This is a genomic window from Citrobacter sp. RHBSTW-00986 (assembly GCF_013783065.1).
Classification (GTDB): Bacteria; Pseudomonadota; Gammaproteobacteria; order Enterobacterales; family Enterobacteriaceae; genus Citrobacter; species Citrobacter braakii.
Genome location: NZ_CP056200.1, coordinates 3,824,632 through 3,844,738 on the forward strand (window position 1 = coordinate 3,824,632; position 20,107 = coordinate 3,844,738).

21 protein-coding genes are annotated in these 20,107 nt (G+C 51.0%); 5 read left to right on the top strand and 16 right to left on the bottom strand.

What is annotated here, in order from left to right; all coding sequences use genetic code 11:
* Positions 1 to 373: 373 nt before the first annotated feature.
* The 12 genes from HV345_RS18590 to flgB all read right to left on the bottom strand — a co-directional run bounded on the left by HV345_RS18590 (position 374) and on the right by flgB (position 10,443).
* The gene (locus tag HV345_RS18590) at positions 374 to 1,375 is read right to left on the bottom strand and encodes a flagellar hook-associated protein (RefSeq protein WP_181635908.1); all 1,002 of its coding nucleotides are present in this window, start codon (positions 1,373 to 1,375) and stop codon (positions 374 to 376) included.
* Positions 1,376 to 1,400: 25 nt separating this feature from the next.
* Entirely contained in the window at positions 1,401 to 2,330 is a 930-nt protein-coding gene (flgL, locus tag HV345_RS18595; protein ID WP_181635909.1) for a flagellar hook-associated protein FlgL, read from the bottom strand.
* A 17-nt stretch (positions 2,331 to 2,347) separates the two neighbouring features.
* Positions 2,348 to 3,724, bottom strand: a complete 1,377-nt coding sequence (flgK, locus tag HV345_RS18600) for a flagellar hook-associated protein FlgK (protein ID WP_047357628.1) — start codon at positions 3,722 to 3,724, stop codon at positions 2,348 to 2,350.
* Between the two features lie 98 nt (positions 3,725 to 3,822).
* The gene (locus HV345_RS18605) at positions 3,823 to 4,125 is read right to left on the bottom strand and encodes a rod-binding protein (RefSeq protein ID WP_029139422.1); all 303 of its coding nucleotides are present in this window, start codon (positions 4,123 to 4,125) and stop codon (positions 3,823 to 3,825) included.
* An 8-nt stretch (positions 4,126 to 4,133) separates the two neighbouring features.
* Positions 4,134 to 5,255 carry a flagellar basal body P-ring protein FlgI gene (locus HV345_RS18610; RefSeq protein WP_016151847.1) on the bottom strand — a complete coding sequence of 374 codons (1,122 nt, stop codon included), beginning with the start codon at positions 5,253 to 5,255 and terminating at the stop codon, positions 4,134 to 4,136.
* 14 nt (positions 5,256 to 5,269) lie between these two features.
* A complete protein-coding gene (gene flgH, locus HV345_RS18615; protein WP_049040809.1) occupies positions 5,270 to 5,935 on the bottom strand; it encodes a flagellar basal body L-ring protein FlgH in 666 nt (221 codons plus the stop codon).
* 68 nt (positions 5,936 to 6,003) lie between these two features.
* Positions 6,004 to 6,789, bottom strand: a complete 786-nt coding sequence (gene flgG, locus HV345_RS18620) for a flagellar basal-body rod protein FlgG (RefSeq protein ID WP_181635910.1) — start codon at positions 6,787 to 6,789, stop codon at positions 6,004 to 6,006.
* Positions 6,790 to 6,819: 30 nt separating this feature from the next.
* Positions 6,820 to 7,557 (bottom strand): flagellar basal body rod protein FlgF, encoded by a 738-nt coding sequence (locus HV345_RS18625; RefSeq protein WP_137379574.1) that lies wholly within the window; start codon positions 7,555 to 7,557, stop codon positions 6,820 to 6,822.
* Between the two features lie 9 nt (positions 7,558 to 7,566).
* Complete coding sequence (gene flgE, locus HV345_RS18630) at positions 7,567 to 8,769, bottom strand: flagellar hook protein FlgE (RefSeq protein WP_019076087.1); 1,203 nt, start codon at positions 8,767 to 8,769, stop codon at positions 7,567 to 7,569.
* Between the two features lie 26 nt (positions 8,770 to 8,795).
* On the bottom strand, positions 8,796 to 9,662 hold the full coding sequence (locus tag HV345_RS18635; protein ID WP_181635911.1) for a flagellar hook capping FlgD N-terminal domain-containing protein: 867 nt from the start codon (positions 9,660 to 9,662) through the stop codon (positions 8,796 to 8,798).
* Positions 9,662 to 10,093: a flagellar basal body rod protein FlgC gene (gene flgC / locus HV345_RS18640; protein ID WP_016151841.1), complete on the bottom strand. Its 432-nt coding sequence runs from the start codon at positions 10,091 to 10,093 to the stop codon at positions 9,662 to 9,664. The genes HV345_RS18635 and flgC overlap by 1 nt, the downstream gene beginning before the upstream one ends.
* Before the next feature lie 2 nt (positions 10,094 to 10,095).
* Entirely contained in the window at positions 10,096 to 10,443 is a 348-nt protein-coding gene (gene flgB / locus HV345_RS18645) for a flagellar basal body rod protein FlgB (protein WP_016151840.1), read from the bottom strand.
* Positions 10,444 to 10,525: 82 nt separating this feature from the next.
* Here flgB and flgA point away from each other — a divergent pair, with 82 nt between their 5' ends.
* The 5 genes from flgA (at position 10,526) to HV345_RS18670 (ending at position 15,819) form a co-directional block, all read left to right on the top strand.
* Positions 10,526 to 11,296: a flagellar basal body P-ring formation chaperone FlgA gene (gene flgA, locus HV345_RS18650; RefSeq protein WP_095715135.1), complete on the top strand. Its 771-nt coding sequence runs from the start codon at positions 10,526 to 10,528 to the stop codon at positions 11,294 to 11,296.
* A gap of 96 nt (positions 11,297 to 11,392) precedes the next feature.
* Entirely contained in the window at positions 11,393 to 11,680 is a 288-nt protein-coding gene (flgM, locus tag HV345_RS18655; protein WP_016151838.1) for a flagellar biosynthesis anti-sigma factor FlgM, read from the top strand.
* A 12-nt stretch (positions 11,681 to 11,692) separates the two neighbouring features.
* The gene (gene flgN / locus HV345_RS18660; RefSeq protein WP_046275405.1) at positions 11,693 to 12,121 is read left to right on the top strand and encodes a flagellar protein FlgN; all 429 of its coding nucleotides are present in this window, start codon (positions 11,693 to 11,695) and stop codon (positions 12,119 to 12,121) included.
* Positions 12,122 to 12,256: 135 nt separating this feature from the next.
* Complete coding sequence (locus HV345_RS18665) at positions 12,257 to 13,201, top strand: hypothetical protein (protein ID WP_019076083.1); 945 nt, start codon at positions 12,257 to 12,259, stop codon at positions 13,199 to 13,201.
* Positions 13,202 to 13,257: 56 nt separating this feature from the next.
* Entirely contained in the window at positions 13,258 to 15,819 is a 2,562-nt protein-coding gene (locus HV345_RS18670) for a glycosyltransferase (protein WP_181635912.1), read from the top strand.
* Positions 15,820 to 15,871: 52 nt separating this feature from the next.
* On the opposite strand, the gene HV345_RS18675 is transcribed toward HV345_RS18670, so the two are convergent.
* From HV345_RS18675 to HV345_RS18690, 4 genes are read right to left on the bottom strand one after another with little or no spacing between them, the layout of a single operon-like run.
* Positions 15,872 to 17,128: a class I SAM-dependent methyltransferase gene (locus tag HV345_RS18675; RefSeq protein ID WP_181635913.1), complete on the bottom strand. Its 1,257-nt coding sequence runs from the start codon at positions 17,126 to 17,128 to the stop codon at positions 15,872 to 15,874.
* A 36-nt stretch (positions 17,129 to 17,164) separates the two neighbouring features.
* Positions 17,165 to 19,204 carry a glycosyltransferase family 9 protein gene (locus tag HV345_RS18680; RefSeq protein WP_181635914.1) on the bottom strand — a complete coding sequence of 680 codons (2,040 nt, stop codon included), beginning with the start codon at positions 19,202 to 19,204 and terminating at the stop codon, positions 17,165 to 17,167.
* Positions 19,205 to 19,261: 57 nt separating this feature from the next.
* A complete protein-coding gene (locus HV345_RS18685; RefSeq protein WP_016151832.1) occupies positions 19,262 to 19,666 on the bottom strand; it encodes an adenylyltransferase/cytidyltransferase family protein in 405 nt (134 codons plus the stop codon).
* Positions 19,663 to 20,106: a flagellar FliJ family protein gene (locus tag HV345_RS18690; RefSeq protein WP_019076076.1), complete on the bottom strand. Its 444-nt coding sequence runs from the start codon at positions 20,104 to 20,106 to the stop codon at positions 19,663 to 19,665. The genes HV345_RS18685 and HV345_RS18690 overlap by 4 nt, the downstream gene beginning before the upstream one ends.
* Position 20,107: the final 1 nt, after the last annotated feature.

Here is a 20,107-nt window from a genome sequence, read left to right on the forward strand (position 1 = left end):
GCCTATTATGATCTTAACGCCGGAAGGAATGCACATTACCAACTTATTCTGAGCCCACAGCACAAGGATACGGCCCTTACGCTCATCCCTTTGGAACATAATAACCAGGTTCCTTCAGTATTCGAGATCTCCACTTGCCTTAATCGTTCTACAGAATCATCTCAACAAGGTGAGCTTCATTTTAGCGATGCGAAAGCGGATAATAACGATCTCCGCTTATCCAATTTCAGTTCCTTTATTGTTGAGCATAACCTTCATACGTGGTGGATTCATTTAAACCCGCAGCAAAATTTGCTCTTCACTCAGGATGTAGGAGGCCTGTTAATCACAGACCCTCGGCATTTACCTTTTCGACAACATCTTGTCAGCAGAATTAACTTAATAAGCTACGGACAGTCTGGCTGGAAAGCCGGGCTTGTCCGTTGACCGCCTGGGCTAAAACCTGATAATTGTGATTAGCATGATCCAGTACCCCGCCCAGTGATTCAGATGCTTTAACCGCACTTTCTGCCTGTGGAAAACGCGCCATACCGTCAATCAGCTGCCGGGCCTTCTCCTGCTGCGCCGCCATTTGCGCGCGCTGATCGCCAATCACATCCAGCGCCTGCTGTAACCCATCCTGAGTGCGGGAACTGCCCTGCGCTATATGTTGCAGAAGCTCATCTGAACGAGAGGGATCGGCAAATGTCTTTAGCAGAGTAAACGCCGAGGACTTCGCGTCAACATCACGTACGCTCAGGGTTTGTTGGATCTGCTGCCATTGCTTCTCCGTCGTGGAAAAGCTCAGCGCCCCCTGCTGATCGTGCACCTGTACACCGACACGGCGCAGCGCGTTGCTCATCATCATTTTGTATTGACCAGGATCCAGGTCCTCGCCCACCACCACCGCAGAGTGCTGCGTCTGCCGCCCGTCAGAAACACTGAACATGCGTGAACTTATCGCGTTTTTTTGCAGCATCTGCGCCAGTTCAGGCGAGTGAAAAGTGACGCGTGCCTCACCCTGTAAAACCGGACGCAACTGCCTGTCGACCGCATCACCGGACAATGCTGGCCGTTTTTCCAGCCACTGAGTTAGTTCAGCCCCCTTCTGCTGCAGCGCCTGTCCGCCGCGGCGAGAAGCGTGACGAAAGTCCAGCAAATGCTGCTCCAGTTGACCCAGGTAGTGGTCAGCTTGCTGCAGCGTGGTGAGCTGATCGTTAAGCTGCACGCTGTAGCGCTGAGGCCGGGTAGTAATAAGGGGTGAGGCCGGGTAATCACTCGCCGTTGCGGGTAACTTTTGACGGACAGGGGCATTCTGCGCAACGGTATGCTGCTGCACAGAAGGATTAAGCGCTCCGCTACCGGAGAGTGATGTTGTATTTAAACCGACCTGCATACTATTCCTGAGCTACTGCTAACTGTTAAATCACACTGAAAAGGTTTAACTCACTCACTTTGGAGTAGGTTTTTAAAGTGGCTTCCATCGCCATTTCCAGACCGGTAAAGGTAATGGAGGCTGGGCCATAATCCAGATCGCTCAGCTGACTGATAAGCTGATCGTTGGAGGTAGTGATATCCGTCTGAGCACTGCTCAGCATGCTCATCGTATTCTGCGTTTCACCAATGGTGGCTATAGAGGCGTTGAGCGCGTCAGAGGCCACATCCACCGTATCAATGGCATTTTGAATATCGCTTTGCACCTGTGGATCGGCAGGGTCAACCGACGGATCCTGTAACTCTTTCGACAGCGACGTCAGAGTGTTCAGAACGTCGAGGCTATCGCCGAAGAAATCGCTGACTGCCACATTGGTATCAACCTCAACGCCATTGGACACCGTGGTCTGGCGATGATCGTCGTTACCCTGATAGGTATAACTGTCGGTCACCCCGTCACCGTCCTCATCAACCGCGACAATGGGCGGTTGATCGTTCACCGTCCCGCCAAACACATAGTGACCGTCTTCATCCTGATAATTCAGCGCCGAGACCATCGCTTCGGTCATCGACTGAATATCCTGCCCCAGGCTGGATAACGACTCGGCGGTGTTGGTGCCGTTGGCGGCCTCCAGCAGATCGTCGCGAATCGCTAACAGATCGTTATTCACGCCATCCAGAATAGACTCCTGCTGGCTCATCCCCGCCGAGGCGGAATCAATATTAGTTTGATACTGATCGAGAGCCGATTGCTGGCGGTTAAGCTGGGTGATTCGTGTCGCAGCGATAGGATCGTCTGACGGCAGCAGAATACTTTTCCCTGTCGCCATCTGCGTGACAACGTGGGAAAGATCGCTGGAAAGGTCGTTAAAACTCTGCGCCATAGACACATAGGATTGTTGGGTAGACACGCGCATGATAATAGCCCTCCAGATTAACTACACATTTCCAGCACAGAGTCGAAAATATCTGCGCCCGTTGAGATAACTTTGAGGTTGGCCTCGTAAATTTGCTGGTAGGTAATGAGGTTCACCGCTTCTTCATCCATGCTGACGCCGCTGACGCTGCTCTGCTGGTTCTGTGCTTCGGAGTACACGTTCGCTGCCGCTTGCGCTTCCGTCTGGTTTTGCTGGCTGTAAATACCGATGTTACTGATGATTGATGAACAGGCTTCGCCCACGGTTACGCTACCAAGCCCCTCGATATCTAACGGTTCGGTTGAGAGGTTGATCAGCGCCTGCAGGTTATCGCTGTTGCCGCTTTCATCCGGCGAACTGGAAAACGCCAGCTCATCGGCGGTGATATCGGGGTTCACTTCCAGCGGGCCATCCGAGGAGTTTTCGTCATAAATAAACAGCGGCTCGCCGGGATTTCCGTTCAGGTCGTAGCCCTGCGCCAGTTGGGTGTTAACCGCATCGGCAAACTGCTCTGCCATGCTGTTAATCGTCCCCGTCAGTGGCGTCAGTACCTCATTCTGATAATCAAACAGCGCGCCCAGCGAGCCGCCGGTATCGGTGTTCATGGATGACGTGGTTCCGGCGAACGTCAGCGACATGCTCTGCGTGCCGTCGGCGTTGGTCTCCAGTTCGAGGGTGGAACTCTCTTGCCCGCTCACCAACGGCTGACCGTTTTGCAGCGTGACGTTGTAGTTACCTTCATCATCAATATTGACCTGAACATCCATAATGCCGCTCAGTTCTTCCACCATCTGGTCGCGGGCATCGTAGAGCGCAGACGCGTTATCCCCGTTGGCTTCGGCTTCAGTGATCTGCTGGTTGTAGCTGGCAATACCGCTGGTAAGCGTATTCACCTGCGCCACCATCGCCTGCTCCTGACTAACGATTTCACTGCTTTGCGAATCGATATAATCGAGGGTGTTATCCACGCGCAGCGCCAGCGCGCCGGACTCGCTGATCACCTGCTCACGCAGAGCAGAGTCATCCGGACTGGTGGTAGCTGCGTTTAGCGCGGCAAAAAAGTTGTCAAAGCCGCCGCTCAGGCTGCTGTTATCATCGCTGAGCACGGTTTCCAGCTGAGTTAAATACGTCTGCTGGGTGTTGTAATAGCCGTAATCGCTGGCGGCATACCAGACCTGGTTCACCTGATACTGGTTGGATACCCGGCGAATACTGTCCACCTGCACACCGTTACCCGCACTGTTCGCCGAGCCTGAGCTTGCGCCAATAGTACTGGTGACAGCCACCTGCCGGGTATAACCGTCGGTCATGGCGTTCGCCGTGTTTTGCGCCGTTACGTTAAGCTCCACCTGCGCAGTAGATGCGCCGCTGTAGCCAATGTTAATCATGTCCATCAAAGAGTCCTCGCCGGTCAGTTCCCCGGTCTGTCGTTAACAACCTTGCCGATTAAAAGCGGCGAAAAAACCTCAGTTCTTAAGCCGCCGCGCAACCTTTATCCTTTGTGATGCGGGGAGAGCTGTTTAACGATCATCGCCGCAATCCCAATACCGTGCTGCTGGGCCAGGCTGTTACATAACTGATCGTCGTAAAACCCCTGCATCATGCGCACCGAGTCGCTGTTAAACGGGTTATCTTTGGAGTCGAAGATCTCATTGGTTTTACGCATTTCTTTCAGCATGTTGCGTAAGAAAATGGCTTCAAACTGCTGGGCGGCTTTCTGCAAATCGTTATCTTTAATTTTCGGGCCCATTAACGCATCGCTACCGTCAATGCCCCCGCTATGATTCACTTTGATGTCGGCCATTAAATGACCTCCAGATCGGCATCCAGCGCCCCGGCTTCATGCAGGGCCTGTAAAATGGACATAATGTCGTCCGGCGTGGCCCCGAGACTGTTGAGCGCATTAACCAGCGTTTTCAGGCTGCTGGATTCAGGCAGCGTAATCATCCCCGGTCGGGCGTGATTCACCGAAATATTGCTCTGCGGCGTCACCGCCGTACGACCACCGGCAAAGGCATTCGGCTGGCTGACGTTGCTGCTTTCATTGATGGAAACCGTCAGGCTGCCATGCGATACCGCCGCCGCGTGCAGGGCAATGCCATCCCCCATCACCACCGTACCGGTACGCGAGTTAAACACCACGCGGGCGCGTACTTTTTCTGCCTGAACCTGGACGTCATCTAACTGAGACATAAAGGCAACGCGCGCGCCTGGGCTGGTTGGCGCGCGGACGCTGACGTTGGTCGAGCTTTGTGCCGTAGCAATGCCGCCAAACGAAGCGTTGATCGCCGCCGCAATGTTATTGGCATCTTTAAAGGAGGGACGTTTCAGATTAAGCGTAATGGTGTCACCCATCTGGAAATCGCTGGGAATTTCACGTTCGACCGACGCGCCATTCGGTATCAGTCCGGCTGTGGGGGTATTCACGGTCACGCTGGAGCCGCTAGCCCCGGTCGCGTTCATCCCACCCACCACCACGCTCCCTTGTGCAAGGGCATAAACCTCCCCATCTGCGCCGTGTAGCTGGGTGAGCAATAACGTACCGCCGCGCAGGCTTTTGGCATCGCCAATCGACGAGACCGTGACATCAATGGTCTGCCCACGCGAGTACATTGGCGGCAGCATCGCGCTGACCGCTACCGCCGCGACGTTTTTCACCTTCGGATCGATTTTACCCGGCAGTTGTACCCCGAACTGGCGCAGCATGTTGGTAATAGTTTGGTTCGTGAATTTGACCTGGTTTTTATCCCCGGTTCCGTCCAGCCCCACCACCAGGCTGTAGCCAACAAGTTGGTTTTCCCTGATCCCCTGGACGTTGACCAGCGACTCCAGAGATTGCGCCTGCGTAGTGCCGGGCAGCACCAGGCTCAGGGCGATAACGATGCCATTTAACGCCTTCATCCAGCGCCCGCTTATGTGTTGCATATTAAAATCCTGCATTAGATCGGGAAGAGAGGATGGTTAAACAGACGCGTCAGCCAGCCCGCCGCATTGGCATCGCTCAATGCGCCACGGCCCGCATAGGAGATACGCGCATCGGCAATACGCTGCGATGAGACGGAGTTGTCGTTTTGAATATCATCGGCACGTACCAGACCACTCAGGCGAATGTACTCATCCCCCTGGTTGAGGGTGAGCCATTTTTCACCGCGAATTTCCAGAATGCCGTTCGACTGTACCGAGTGCACCGACACCGTAATTTCGCCACGCAAACTGTTTTGCTGCTGCGAGGTCGCCGTCCCGTTGAAGTCGCGATTGGCGTCCACGGAAGCGGAAAGATTATCTTTGGTATGCCCAAAAAGAGTCGGTGCACCGATATCAACGGTATTGTTCTTGCCGAAATTGGTTTTCGCCTGTTTGCTCGACTGGGTGGATTCTTCCAGCATCACGGTCAGGATGTCGCCCACCCGATAGGCGCGGCGGTCTGCCGTCAGCGACCACTTGTAACCCGTTTCGAACACCCCTCCCGCGCGACCATCCGCCGTTGGCGGCAACTCGGTTTTGGGAGGAGCAAAGAATTCGTCATTTTTTTTGACCAGGAGGGCCTGCGATTCGCACCCGCTTAACAGGGACAGCAGTACCACCAGCCAGAGATAATTTTTCACGTTCTGCCTGTTTACTTTAAATTTGCCGGATAAGGCGAAGCCGTTATCCGGCATTTCACATTCTTGAATTACAGCGTCTGACTAATAAACTGCAGCATATCGTCTGCCGCAGAGACCATTTTGGCGTTCATCTCATAGGCGCGCTGCACGTTAATCATCGCCACCATTTCGTTGACAATATCCACATTCGAGCCTTCCAGCGCGCTGTCCTGCAAGGTGCCCAGACCATCTTCCCCCGGAATACCTTCCGTCGGTTGACCGCTGGCTACCGTTTCCAGATACAGGTTGTCGCCTTCGGCTGAAAGCCCCGCCGGGTTGGCGAAGTTCACCAGCGTCAGTTGCCCCAGTTCGGTCGGATCGCTGTCGCCGGGCAGGATCGCCGTCACGGTGCCATCTTCGCCAAATGCCACGTTGGTCGCGCCAGCGGGAACATCAATTTCCGGTTGCAGCGGCAAGCCCTGGGCGTTGGTTAGCACGCCGTCGGCGTTAATCTGCATATTGCCGTCACGGGTATACGCAATATCCCCGTTGGCCTTTTGCACCTGCCAGAACCCCTGCCCCATGATGGCCACGTTCATCGCATTATCGGTGGTTTCCACATTCCCTTCGGTGAAGGTTTTTTGGGTTCCAACGATGCGCACACCGCTACCGAACTGCATTCCGGTCGGCATGATGTTGTTTTGATCGAGCATGGCGCCCGGTGCTTCCTGAGTCTGATAAAACAGATCCTGGAACATCACGCGGTCACGCTTAAAGCCCGTGGTGTTGACGTTGGCGATGTTGTTGGCAATCGCACTCATCTCAGCATCCTGCGCCGACAGGCCGGTTTTACTGATCCATAACGCTGCGTTCATAAAACTTTATCCCTGATTAAAGGCTACGACTCAGGAGCCGCGTAGCAGCCTGTTGCCGGAGTCGCTGAGATCTTCAGCGGTTTTCATCATCTTGATTTGCGCTTCAAACTGGCGGTTCATCGCAATGGACGACATCATTTCGCTTACCGCAGACACGTTACTGCCTTCCAGAAAGCCGCCGCTTACTTTGATGTTTTCATCGCGCTGGGCCGGTAAGCCATCCGCCGTCACCAGCATTCCCTCGCTGTTTTTCGCCAGATTGGCGACCGGGATATCCACCAGCTTCAGCCGATCGATATCCATCGTGGCGGTAACATCACCGTCGTCAGGTGTAACCGAGAGCGTGCCGTCGCTGCCGAAAGAGGCAATCGCGTTCGGCGGCAAAATAATCGGGCCGTTATCTCCGAGCACCACGTTACCGTCGATGGTCAGCTGACCCTGATCGTCTTGCTGAATATTGCCGTTGCGGGTATAGACCTCGTTTCCGGCTTTATCCTGCACGGCGATATAGCCCGTCCCCTGAATGGCGACGTCCAGCGGGCGCTCGGTTTTTTCCGCCACGCCGGTGCTGTCATTGACGCCGCTGGGGCTTTCCTTCGCCATAAAACGCGTATCAAAACCACCGCCCTTCACTTTGTCATTACTCGCCATCGCCATATCCGCGCGAAAACCATTGGTGTTGACGTTGGCGAGGTTGTTGGCGCTAATTTGCTGCTCTTGCAACGTCTGGGTGGCGCCGCTCAGCGCGGTATAAATCAACCGATCCATTTCTTAGCCTTACATCGCCTGGAAGAGAGCCTGATCCAGCTGCGTACTGGTGGAAATCACTTTGGTGTTCGCCTGGTAGTTACGCTGGGCGGTCATGAGATTGACCAGTTCGTTGGTGATATCCACGTTAGAGCTTTCGAGCATGCCGGAGGAGAGCGTGCCGCAGGAGCCGGAGCCAGGCGTACCTATCAGCGGCGTACCGGATTCGCCCGTCTGTACCCAGGCAGTACCGCTCACTGCTTCCAGTCCGTTCTCATCCGGGAAGGTGGCGAGTACAACCTGGCCCTGCAGCATGCGCTCACCGTTGCTGTAGGTGGCGTACACTTTACCGTCGTCATCCACCTGCACGCCGTTTTGCGTTGCCGATGCGTATCCGGTCGCGGAATTGGTGGTGACCGAGAAATCAGAGCCGTACTGAGTACAATCGGAGTAGTCAATCGTCATTGAAATCGGTGCGGCTTCATCGGTGGTGAAGGTGATGGTTTGCGGCGTGGTTGGAGCCGTCAGCTTGCCGGTATTTGGGTCGAAGGTCAGCGTAGTCGGCGGTACACCGCTCTGCGCTTCACCATCAAAGGTGTATTGCACTTCCCAGGTGTTATCCGCCGTTTTAGTAAAGTACTGGCTAACCGAGTGCTCATTACCCAGCGAGTCATACACGGTGGTGGTGTAGCTGTCGGTGTAGGTATCGCTGTTGTTGGCATCAAACGGCACGGTTGCGCGATCGATTGTTTCATCACTGGCGTCAAAGTTTGCCGTGAAGGTCATGCTGTCTGTGGCCTGCGCCGGGATGTTGCCGGTTTTAATCTGGATATCGGTAACGGTACCGGTTTGCAGCGTGCCGCTGTCATCAACCGGATAGCCCTGCAGGTAATCGCCGGACGCATTGACGATATAGCCGTTTTTGTCCGTCACGAAGGAACCCGCGCGGGTATAGGAGATGTTCCCGGCGCTGTCGCACATCACAAAAAAACCATCGTCGTTGATCGCCAGATCCAGCGCATTACCGGTTGAAACCATAGAGCCGCCGGTGGAGATGCTTTGTGCCGAACCCGCCACGCTCACGCCCATCGCCTGCGTTCCGGCATACATGGCGGAGAACTGGGTGGTCATCGATTTATACCCGACCGTCCCGGAGTTTGCGATGTTGTTACTGATGCCATCAAGCTGTTCGTTGACGGCGTTCAGTCCCGTCGCTGCAATTTCATAACTCATTGTTTCTTCCTGTAATGTAAACGAGATCAGATCACGGTGTTGCTGTCGGCGTTATCGCCGCCGTCGTCAGTATCCGGCGGCGTGATGTCATCAGTGCCGTCCGGTACGCCAAACTGGGTGATCATGGTGAAAGGCACTTCGCCAACGCCGTCAACGTTGAGCACCGGCGTGCTGCCATCGAGCGGAATACGCACATCTTCCACCGTTCCGGTCACCTCAATCGGCACTTCCTCTTCTCCGGTATTGGTCACCACGGATACGCTGTAATCGCCCGGCGGGATGCCGTAATCCGCAGGATTGATGTCGAAATCCACCTGGCCGGGCCCGACGGAGGTTCCACCTTCCGGGATCAGCGACACGGTGTAGTCATCACCGGCTTCATCGGTAAAGTGCAGATCCACATCGGTACAACTGTCATCCAGCGTCACGCGTCCCTGGATTTCTTTGCTGTTGTCTTCGATATCCAGCGAGGTGGTTTGCACCATGATGTCGTCGCCGACCATATTCCCCAGCGCCATCACCTGAATGTTGCTCATCAGTACGGCGTTAGTGTTTGCCTCAACGCTCATCTCTTCCATCATGGCAACCTGCGCCATGGAGGCGAGCTGATCGATATAGGCCGTAGGATCGGTTGGATCGGTCGGGTCCTGGTTTTCAATTTCAGCCACGAACAGCGTCAAAAACGTATCAACCGCGGACGTTTCGGTGGACGTTGTCGTGGTTGGAGTACCGCTTGTCCCGCTGGTATTCGTTGTTGACGACGTTGAGGAAGAACTGCTGTCTCCCAGATTGCTGCTTTGCGCCGTGGCGCCGACGTTATTTTCAGCCACCGCCGTATTCTCCGAAGAAGGAGCCTGCGCCTGAGATTGGGCATACAGAGTCAGGGTATTCATTACACTTCTCCCAGTTTGAGTAAGCTTTGCTGCATACTTTTGACGTTATTCAGCACATCAACGTCGGTTTCAAAATCACGTGAGGCGGACATCATGTCGGCCATTTGCTCGACCACATTGACATCCGGATACCAGACGAAACCGTTCTGGTCCGCCATCGGATGGTGTGGCTCATAACGCTTCACCGCCCCGCCGCTTTGCATGACGTCCTGTACCTGTACGCTGGCACCATCAATGGCATGGCGGTTATGCCCACCCATCAGGCTATTGTGGTAAACCGCGGCAAAAACCGGGCTGCGCGCCTTATAGGCCTGCGCCTCGCTGCTGGCGGGAGATTCCGCATTCGCCATGTTGCTGGCAACGGTATTCAGACGGATGGTTTGCGCCGTCATCGCCGAGCCGGAAATCTGGTAAATATCAGTAAACGACATGGTTATTTCCCTTCGATGGCCTCTTTGATACCGCTAAGTTGCAGGTTCAAAAAGGTCAGACTGCTTTGATAATCCATACTATTTTGTGAAAACCGGGCCTGCTCGGTATTCAGCTCTACGGTATTGCCATCCTCTGAGGGCTGCATCGGCACACGGTATTTCACGTCAGCCTCGGGCAGCACATTTGTGCGACTTGCCCGTTGCATCTCAGCGGCAAAATCAATATCTTTAGCTTTGAAATTTGGTGTATCGACGTTTGCCAGATTCGCAGTCAGTAGCTCGGTCCTCTCAAGACGTAACTTCACTGCCTGCGGATGTACACCCAATGCCTGCTGAAAACTGATTCCCATTTCTTACATCACTCCTGCGTAGATATCGCTGTTATTAGCAATATGTATGCCAACTTTTAAGTGATTGATGAGAAATGACTTTATGAAATTCCCCTTCGACATAAGGAAGCCTTCTTTCCCCTTTGCCGCGGAAATAATGCTGGCGTTATGCTGTGTCTTACCCGCACATGCCGCCGTCCATCCCATTCAGCACAGCGCCCGGGAACAGATCAACGCGCGGGTCATAACTGCCGCCGGTCATGAAATTGACGCGCTGGCGAAAAAACAGCAGTGGCAGGACTATCGCTACACGTTCAACGTCTATATTCCCTCAACGGTGAGCACCAGCGCGCTATGCGCAACAGCGCCCCAGATCACCTCCAGCACATCCCCAGGAATGGCCCTGACGCGAATGAACTTTGTGGTGAGTTGTCCGGGCAGCGCGGGCTGGCAATTTAACGTTGCGGTACGCCCCGACGTGTCGGTGCCGGTAGTGATGCCAAAGTCGTTGATTGCCCGAGATACGGTAATTACGGTCAACGACCTGCAGCTTAAAAAATTCAATATCAGCAACCAGCGGGAAGGGTTAATGACAAATATGGATGAGGCGATTGGTCTCACCAGCAAGCGCGCCCTGCAACCGGGCAAACCGATTACCCGGAGCGAACTGGTTCAACCGGTGCTGGTCAAACGCGACCAACCGGTGATGATCGTCTCCCATACGGCCGGAATTACCGCCTCGATGCCGGGCGTGGCGTTGAAGAACGGGCGCAAAGGGGATGTGATAAAAATTCGCAACAGCAGCAGCCAGCGGATCATTAGCGGGATGGTGGACGATATCGGCGTGGTCACCACGCTGACGGCCGAGCAGTGAAGGGATTTTTTGTGATGGGATTAAAGTTTTCCTCTCTTACCGTCGCTTTTAGCCAATAACAGATAACCAACCCAACGAAATATGTACGAGGTTGCTATGAAAATTACCCCGACTCTGCCAGGCGATCGCCCTGCATCTACAACCGGGCAGACGCGTTCAGACAAGAGCAGCACGCAGACCACTACCTCCAGCGCCGCGACGCTTTCCGCCGACGATATTACTCAGGCGGGATTGCAAACGGCGCAGCAAACGCTGAACAGCGATCCGCAAAGCGACGTTGATTACGACAAAGTGGCGCAAATGCAGGCCATGCTGGCCGCAGGCGACATGCAGGTTGATACCCAGCAACTGGCTGGTGACATGCTCAGCTTTTTCCAGAAATAAGAGGCCAAAATTGTGAGTACCAGGCTACAGCAGGTGAAAACGCTGCTTCAGGGTATCCGGGAGGACGGGACGCGATATGACGCGCTCAGACATCAGTTAGAACAACAACGTCTGTGCATGATCCGTCGCGCCAGTGAAGAGCTGTTGGCGGTCAATGAGACGATTCAACAGCATTATGAGCAGTTGAATAACAGCAGCCAGCAGCGCCGCTCAATCCTGCAATTGCTGGGCGTAAGCGTTGATCGTGCAGGGATGGAACAGGTATTTAGCTGGTTGCCAGGCTTACAAAAAAGTGCCGCAGAGGGTTGGTGGCAGAGCCTTGAGCAAAAAGCGAAACGCTGCAAGGCGTACAACGAAAAAAACGGCGAGTTGCTGATCCGCCAGTATGAATTTATTCAGACTTTTTTAGGCACCGAGCCGGATTTTATTTACCAGCGCTAAACCTTCCTTCCCTGACGCGGAAAACGACTTTCCGCGCACACCCTAACTAATTGATATAAATACAATAAAAATTCAGGCATGGATATTGCAATGATGTAGCCAGATTTTGAATTTAGGGATTGCTGAGAACACATTATGAGTATGATTGATTGTTATGAACCTGACTTTGTCCGGTTGTTTTTATCCCACCATCCGGATTCCGCTTTACTGGCCGAAATGCGCTGGAAAACGGAAGTACGTCAGAGTCTGGTATTAACCGATCCGGCCAGCTGTCAGGCTGCGTTAGGCGATCCCAACGCCTTTGTGCTGCATACCTCGCAATGTGCAGCCGATGCGGACAGCCCGGCGTTATCTCCACGCGATCAGGTACTTAATCAATCTGCTCTGCATACCATCACGCTCCCCGGTTTGTCACCGGAACTGCGCTTGTATGCGCTGGGCATCATGCTCTCTTTTTCCGAGAAATGCCCTGGCGACAGCGATCCTATGCTTGAAAAACTGGCCTCGCTGCCGCAGGTTCTGGCCGCCCACGCGCAAAGCGGAAAACTGCAGGAGCAGTTCGTGCAACTGCCCAGCCTGCCCCAACTGCAGCGGGAGCTGATCACCCAAATGGGCAGTTGTGAGTTCAATTGGGATCTGTTGCCGGAAAGCACGCGCAAGCTGACCTTACCTCTGCAGGTAAGTCTGCTGATGCTCCAGGATGCAAACAGTGAAGCTATGCTTCAGCAGCAGTTGCAGGATCAGTGGTTAAATACCTATGAGCGCTACTTTGCCCATGACGCATGGATATTCAGTAACTATCTGATTTATCGCCTGTATCACGATACCTTCCCGCAGCACGAGAGTGAAAGCGCGCTGCAGCGCTTCTTCTGGCTGGTGGCTGACATCTTTATGCTTCGCACCCTATTTTGCCTGTGGACAATGGATGATTCCACGCTGAGCCATGACGAAATCTACGCCCTTTTCGCGCTGTTTGAAGCGTGGCGCAACAGCGAGAATGCCCGCTCGTTGCGTCTGCATATTCTGGATATGCTGCCGGGAGATCCTCTGCTCTCGGCGTTTTCCCTGATCACACGTTAGCGCCTGTTGGCCGGGTGCATACCCGGTCCTTTTTCGAATCGCGAATACACATCACCATGTCTGAATCCTCCAAAGCACGTTCCGCCCTGACCGGCATCGTTAAAACGCTCGACACTGGCCGCGAAAAACCGTTTGTCAGCGTCATTACCCCCACGTGGAACCGCGGCGCTTTCTTACCCTATTTGCTGTATATGTTCCGCTATCAGGACTACCCTGCCGACCGCCGGGAGCTGGTGATCCTGGATGATTCCCCACAAAGCCATCAGTCAATCATTGACAGGCTGACGCAGAATCACCCGGAGAAATTCAATATTCGTTATATCTACCATGCGGAAAAACTGACGCTGGGAAAAAAGCGCAACATGCTCAATGCGCTGGCGTTAGGCGAATATATTCTCTGTATGGATGACGATGATTATTATCCGGCGGATAAGATCTCCTACACCATCGACATGATGCAGCGCCACCGGGCGTTGATTTCAGGTTCCGATCAGATCCCCATCTGGTATAGCCATATCAACCGCGTGTTCAAAAGCCGCAGCTTTGGCCCGCAGAACATTCTCAACGGCACCTTTTGCTACCACCGCAATTATTTAAAAAAGCACCGTTACGATGATGAATGTAACTTAGGCGAAGAGGAAGGATTCACTAATCAATTCACCGCAAACCCGCTGCAATTGCCGGGCGAGCGCACCATTATTTGTATCTCGCACAGTCAAAATACGTTCGATAAAGACTTTGTGCTGGGCAGCAGCGAGCCGCTGGAAACCTCGCTGGCACAGGCGATTACAGACCCGATGCTGAAAAACTGGTATCAAAGTCTGCATAACGCCACCCATCATCAGCCGATCCAGTGGGATTACATCGATCAGGTGGTGATCGTGAATCTGGACTCACGCCCGGATCGTTTAGCCCACATCCAGCAAGAGCTGGCGTTTCTCAATTTCCCGACGCAAAAGATCACCCGCCTTGCAGCATCCGTTGCCACTAACGGCCAGGCTGGTCGCCGCCAGTCCCATCTGCAGGCGCTGCAACTGGCACAGCGTAACGGCTGGAAAAACTACCTGCTACTTGAAGACGATAGCGTGATCCTGAAGCAGGATAAGCATATCCGGGTACTCAACTCGCTTCTGAACGCGTTGCCTGGCTTTCCGTGGGAAGTGGTTATCCTCGGCGGGGAAATTAAACAAGGCCGCGAACTCAAAAGCCTCAATGGCATGATCCATGCCCGCGACTGCAATAAGGTTTGCGCCTATCTGGTCAACAGCAGCTATTACCCGGTGCTGGTTCAGCAGATGGAGCATGACCTCTCAGATACGCTCGAAGGGCAATGGCAGCCGCTGCTGCGTGAAGGGAAATGGCTCTCCTGTTATCCGAGCATCTGCTATCAGCGCGCGGGATACAGCGATATTGAGAATAAAGAAACCGATAACATCGGCTACTACTTCAACAAAATCAATAAGAAGCCCGCCACCGTCAGCACGCTGGTAAGCAACCCGCTTCCTACGGCATCCACTCAGATAGATGCCATTGGCTTCTATATGGAAACCTCGCTGCACTACGCGGTCTACCGCCCTATCATTACCGCGCTTCAGGCGATGGGCCATACCTGCTCGCTGCTGGTCAGTGACAAAATACCTAAATCGTTTCTGGATGAGATGACCGCGACGATTAAAGCCATCAACGACCCTGCGCTCGGCGGTACGCGTCTTTCAGCGGTCATTGAGAACCGTCAGCGCTTCCGGTGCCTGGTCAGCCCTTACTACACGCCACTGCTGAACGGGCTGGCGGATACCCATGTACGCACCCTGTATGGCCTGGCGAAAGAAGAGTGGAATCATGCCTGGTGGAACGCCTTTTATCACCGCATCCTGTGTTACAGCCACTATAGCCAGCACGCGCTTGATATCGGTGGCAGCGCCAAAGTGGTGGGCAATCCCCGTTTCGATGAGTGGCATAATCACACTTACGATACTGCGCTGCCCAACAGCCTGAAGCTGAATGCGAAAAAGCAGACCATCCTGTATGCGCCAACCTATGGCGCGCTAAGCTCTCTCCCTCACTGGGCGGAACAGCTCAGCCGGTTAAGTCATGAATACAATGTCGTCACCAAACTACATCATGGCACCCTGCACAGACCGGAAGAAGCCGCCTCTCTGGCGCTGGCGCAGCGCTATTTAAAAAACCGAATTGACGATCCACAGCATCTGCTGGCGCTTATCGCGCAGGCGGATTACGTCCTGACAGACAGCAGCGGCTTTATTTTTGACGCCATTCATATGAATAAACGCGTCATTTTACTGAGCTGGCCAGAGATGCCCTTGCTGCTCGATGGTCAACAAAGTTTCTCTACTCCTGACAGCGCTGATCAGCGTATTCGCGATGTTCTCCCGGTGGCACAGGATATACAGACGTTGCGCCACGCCCTGTCATCCGCATTTGACTGGGCTGCGCTGGAAGCGCCACTGGAGGAGATTCGCCACCATTATTGCGATGCGTTTAGGGATGGTCAGGCGGGGAAACGGGCGGCTCAGGAGGTCGCCGCTTTGCTTACGGAAACAGAGAATGCCCACAGTAATACGCTATTACATAGTCTACAGAGAAAACTTTTTAGCTAAATTTCTGATATGAATTGGCGATAAAACCACCGTTAAACCGGTGGTTTTAATTTTATTGTGGTCGTTTTTTTATAACAATCTCGATACCACTTTCCGCAAATGGTGTGCGAGTTTGATCAAACCGAGGGAGACCAGACAAATAGCTATGATTTAGTAATTCAATTTTCTGAACGTCATGATTTGCGGTTATCGTCTGAATCAATTCCAATACATTTATCGATACCGGTGACCAACTACTTTTCTTGAAGATACTGAAAGTATGCTTGTGATCGGTATTAAAAGTCGATGGCCATACTTTTTGTTCATACATATCTTCGTCAGGAACAGTAATAATGAGATGACCATTTGGTTTAAGCACTCGCATCCAGTTATTGATAGCAATGAACGGGTCAACCACATGTTCCAGACAGTGTGCAGAATACACAAAATCAAAACTATCATCACTAACATTATCTAAGTATTGGGCATCACCTTGCGGTAAGTCATAGACCGTCACCGTTCTCATTAGAGGGAAAAGCGAGTGGTAAATCCCAATACTGTCCGGTCCTCCACCTATATCCAAACCAGCGCCAACAAACCAACGAGAAGTAAACCTTGCATCCATAAGTCGACGATTTACAGACATACTGGTCGTCCCCACAACGCCCCGGTTAATCAGAAACTTACTGGTAACATCCCCAGGTAAAATGAGTGGTTTAATCGCTTCACCAGCTAAACTATGAGGCCATAAAACTGCGTATCCAGTATCTTCAGGATACCAGTGCAAGGAGTGTGTATCGGCAAAACTCTCTAATAGTCCAATAAATTCATTAGCACGATCAAACCCATGATCGGCATATTCTGGTAAAGTACCACTTGTCACGGCAAAGTCTTTCAAATATATTCTGCAATCATCAATAATAACGATCGCATTATCAATTTTGCCTTCCAGAATTCGCAACTCGTTAATTAGTGGCAAGCGAATATCTTTATCCCATTCGTCACTGCGATAGTGTTCATTGCAGTAATCTGAACCAGGATAATGAGCATCCAGAAAAATGAGACTACGGCGGCTCCTCAAAATATCATTGACCGCTTCCGAGTTCAGAAATGATAAGCTATCATCCGGACAAACTGTAATATTTTCATTTTTTTCTTGTAGTGCTTTTTCATACAATCGCTGATATATCTCACAGGACAACGCATGGTGAAAACCTGCCGACAATGCCATACGACATGAGTTACCAATACCATACCCAGTTTCAACCAAATGCGTCACCTGGTATTTTTCAACTATTTTGCGTAAAGGAAAACGACCTAAAAACCCCATAACCACTCCATTTAGAATATTTAATCATAGAAATACTTAAGAATTTTTCACATAATCATCAGAACTCAAAAATAATTGAATCTGATGCCAAAAATATTCGGCGGTAACCTTCTTCATGCACCGATATTTTTTATCATTCGGACACCAGACAGAAAATTCATCACCTCGTGGACGTGTAAATTCTTTGCCAAGTTTGTTTTTAACGAATTGCGGACTCATGATAAGGTGACCGCATTGACCAAACTGACATTCTGTATCAATACCCATAGCATTCCACCCATACCGACCATTCCTGTAGGGCAATCGGTAACTGGCCGGAATAATAGAGTACAACGCGCAAATAGCAATTGAAGTGAGTCCAGCAAGTGCGACAGGACCAGAATCACAAGCAACCAGTAGCTGACACCGCTCCATCAAATAAATCATCTCAAGCATAGAGAACTGATTAATGCAATTGATAGCCTCCGGGATATCTATATCCATCATCTTCTTCTCTTGATACTTATTATTATCGCTGCCAATAATGACAACTTTCCAGCCTGCAGCAATAAAGTATTTCGCGAGTTGATTCCATCCCTTTTCGGTCCACGTCCGGTTTGGAGAGCCTATATTGGGATGTAATAAGACTGTTTTTTCTTTCTGCAAATGATGATTATGAATAAAATCATTGACGTTTTCCTTATCCAATGAAGCCAATGAAATCATAGGCTGCTTATTACACAAGGAATGATTATGAATACTATCACCGATAAAAGCATCCGTCATATGTTCAGATGCTACTATATCCTCCCAGTGGCCAAGGAAATGAAATTTATTTTCCTGATGCGCAATCGCAATATCAATATAAGCATCTTCTGTCAGCGCATTGATATCCCAATACTGTGCCACCACAGGACTTGAAGCGATAAGGTCATGATACAATTTGTGTGCAATAAAGATAAAATCCTCATCATGACATTCTCTAAATGCAGTGAGGCAACCCAACGCGTAGATCGCGTCCCCCATCGACCCAGGACAATAAAATACCCTTTTCTTAAACGAACCGGATTTAACACCAACTAACTCATTTACATGATAAATTTTCTTATTGCTAAAGTTGATGTGACCAGCGTACTTATCAGTATCTTCTGGTAACTCTGTTGTTAGAAAAAATAGAATACTTTTCTCTGGCGCTTGATATAGTTCATCTGAAAAATATCCGGCAATGGCTAAAGGTAATATTTGTAGAACCTTTAAAAAATTAAGAGTGATTAACTCAGGGAGTTTGATAGCCTTGCATCCCAACTGACGTAATATTTCACCATCGACTTCACCCTCTTTCTTTTCGCGGAAGAGAAGGATTTTCTCTTCAGAAATTGCAAATTCATTGATTGCATGCTGAATAACGTCCACAAGCGCTTCTTGATGTTGTTTTTTCAGCGAGGGAAAGCGAGGTGAGGTGCTGAGTAATAGTAGAGATGACGAGCTTATCTTTCGTAATTGAGAATAAATACCATTTGGTATCTTGAATAGTTCCAGAAAATCCGTTATTTTATTTTCATCGATTGCCGGTACATTACCACAAGGCAATTTCTTTGAATTTTTGAATGAGCTATTCTCTTGTAGATAATAAGTTGTTGTTAACACTTTATGCCAGGCATATCCGGCGGCAATATTCCACTCATCTTTTGGCATGTTATGATTATTATTTAATGCCATACTTATGGTATTACCATATCCAGTGACCAATTTATTAAATAAATTTACTGGGATTTTTTCAAGTGCAGAAGCAGCAACTAGCTCGGCTATCTCTCCTTCATAAACATGAAGATGGATTAGCGACCGAAGAGAGTTTAATCTCATCAACAACGGAATAAGTAAGTCATAGCTTTCAGCCAGCGCCGCATGGATATCTAGTGCTGTTGGCGAGAGCTTAGTTAGTACATGTGATATTTTATCCAGCGCAGGCAGTAGTGTGGATTCATTATATTTAAAAACAATATTTGAATTCTTTTCCAGCCATTTTTCACTCAATTTATCAGAACAAATAAATAATATATTAACTACTCCATCCATATCTTGAATAAAATTAGACATTTGAAGCGGCAGCGTAACTTCTTTAGTTTCAATGAATAGTCTTATTTTCATATTATTTTACAGGTTTTGATTTTGGTTGGTAATTACCTCAATAATCGAGGTGGTGGATATCGATGGCGTTCTGGGAAAATAGACCACTTCGCACAGGTACGACAAACTATCAAAGCGCCCTGCCCAGTCATCGCCCATCACCAGCGTATCGGCGTTAAACTGGCGAATATAGTCCGCTTTTTTCTCCAGCGACTCTTCGAGAAACACGCTGTCCACACATTTCAGCCCGGCAACAATCCCCATGCGATCGCTTTGGCTGTAAACCGGCATCCGACCTTTTTTCTGCATATTTAGCGCATCTGAAGAGATACCGACGATCAGTCGCTCCCCCAACTGTCCGGCACGTTGCAGAATACGCAAATGCCCGATATGAAAAACATCAAAGGTGCCGAAAGTAATGATCGTTTTCATACCACTCCCAGCGTCTTCTGTCTTAGCCAGCATTGTGCGGCAATTTCATCTACAGCTTTTTGCTCTTTAACCAGTGCCTCATTGCTCAGTTCATCGCGCTTATCATCGAGCGTCATGGCGACAATTTTCTCTTCACATGCCGCTGACACCAGGTTTTTCTGAATACGCTGTTCTTTGATTTTAGCCAGCGTTTTCTCCTGCTCTTGCCAGGCAATAACCGTGCGCAGCGTGCCTTTGTATCCGGTCACATTTTTGAGTGATTCAACGCAAGGCACCTCCACGCCGGTGCCGGTTTTTTGAATCAGGTAGCCCAGCGCTTTGATATTATTGTCAAAACCGATGCAAACTTGTTGCTGTTTAGCCAGCTGTACCGTCATGTCTTTGACTGATTTATCCCGCAGGCGCTGCAGTTGCGCCAGGGTATCGATAATTTGCCGCATG

Coding starts and splice junctions, on each gene's coding strand:
- flgG (WP_181635910.1), bottom strand. CDS start 6,789: ATGAACGCAGCGTTATGGATCAGTAAAACCGGCCTGTCGGCGCAGGAT.
- HV345_RS18670 (WP_181635912.1), top strand. CDS start 13,258: ATGTCTGAATCCTCCAAAGCACGTTCCGCCCTGACCGGCATCGTTAAA.
- HV345_RS18675 (WP_181635913.1), bottom strand. CDS start 17,128: ATGGGGTTTTTAGGTCGTTTTCCTTTACGCAAAATAGTTGAAAAATAC.
- HV345_RS18690 (WP_019076076.1), bottom strand. CDS start 20,106: ATGCGGCAAATTATCGATACCCTGGCGCAACTGCAGCGCCTGCGGGAT.
- HV345_RS18610 (WP_016151847.1), bottom strand. CDS start 5,255: ATGCAACACATAAGCGGGCGCTGGATGAAGGCGTTAAATGGCATCGTT.
- HV345_RS18685 (WP_016151832.1), bottom strand. CDS start 19,666: ATGAAAACGATCATTACTTTCGGCACCTTTGATGTTTTTCATATCGGG.
- flgL (WP_181635909.1), bottom strand. CDS start 2,330: ATGCGCGTGTCTACCCAACAATCCTATGTGTCTATGGCGCAGAGTTTT.
- flgC (WP_016151841.1), bottom strand. CDS start 10,093: ATGTCGTTTACTGATATTTACCAGATTTCCGGCTCGGCGATGACGGCG.
- flgE (WP_019076087.1), bottom strand. CDS start 8,769: ATGAGTTATGAAATTGCAGCGACGGGACTGAACGCCGTCAACGAACAG.
- HV345_RS18665 (WP_019076083.1), top strand. CDS start 12,257: ATGAGTATGATTGATTGTTATGAACCTGACTTTGTCCGGTTGTTTTTA.
- HV345_RS18625 (WP_137379574.1), bottom strand. CDS start 7,557: ATGGATCGGTTGATTTATACCGCGCTGAGCGGCGCCACCCAGACGTTG.
- flgB (WP_016151840.1), bottom strand. CDS start 10,443: ATGGGAATCAGTTTTCAGCAGGCATTGGGTGTACATCCGCAGGCAGTG.
- flgK (WP_047357628.1), bottom strand. CDS start 3,724: ATGGACATGATTAACATTGGCTACAGCGGCGCATCTACTGCGCAGGTG.
- HV345_RS18635 (WP_181635911.1), bottom strand. CDS start 9,662: ATGAATACCCTGACTCTGTATGCCCAATCTCAGGCGCAGGCTCCTTCT.
- HV345_RS18680 (WP_181635914.1), bottom strand. CDS start 19,204: ATGTCTAATTTTATTCAAGATATGGATGGAGTAGTTAATATATTATTT.
- HV345_RS18590 (WP_181635908.1), bottom strand. CDS start 1,375: ATGCAGGTCGGTTTAAATACAACATCACTCTCCGGTAGCGGAGCGCTT.
- flgM (WP_016151838.1), top strand. CDS start 11,393: ATGAAAATTACCCCGACTCTGCCAGGCGATCGCCCTGCATCTACAACC.
- flgA (WP_095715135.1), top strand. CDS start 10,526: ATGAAATTCCCCTTCGACATAAGGAAGCCTTCTTTCCCCTTTGCCGCG.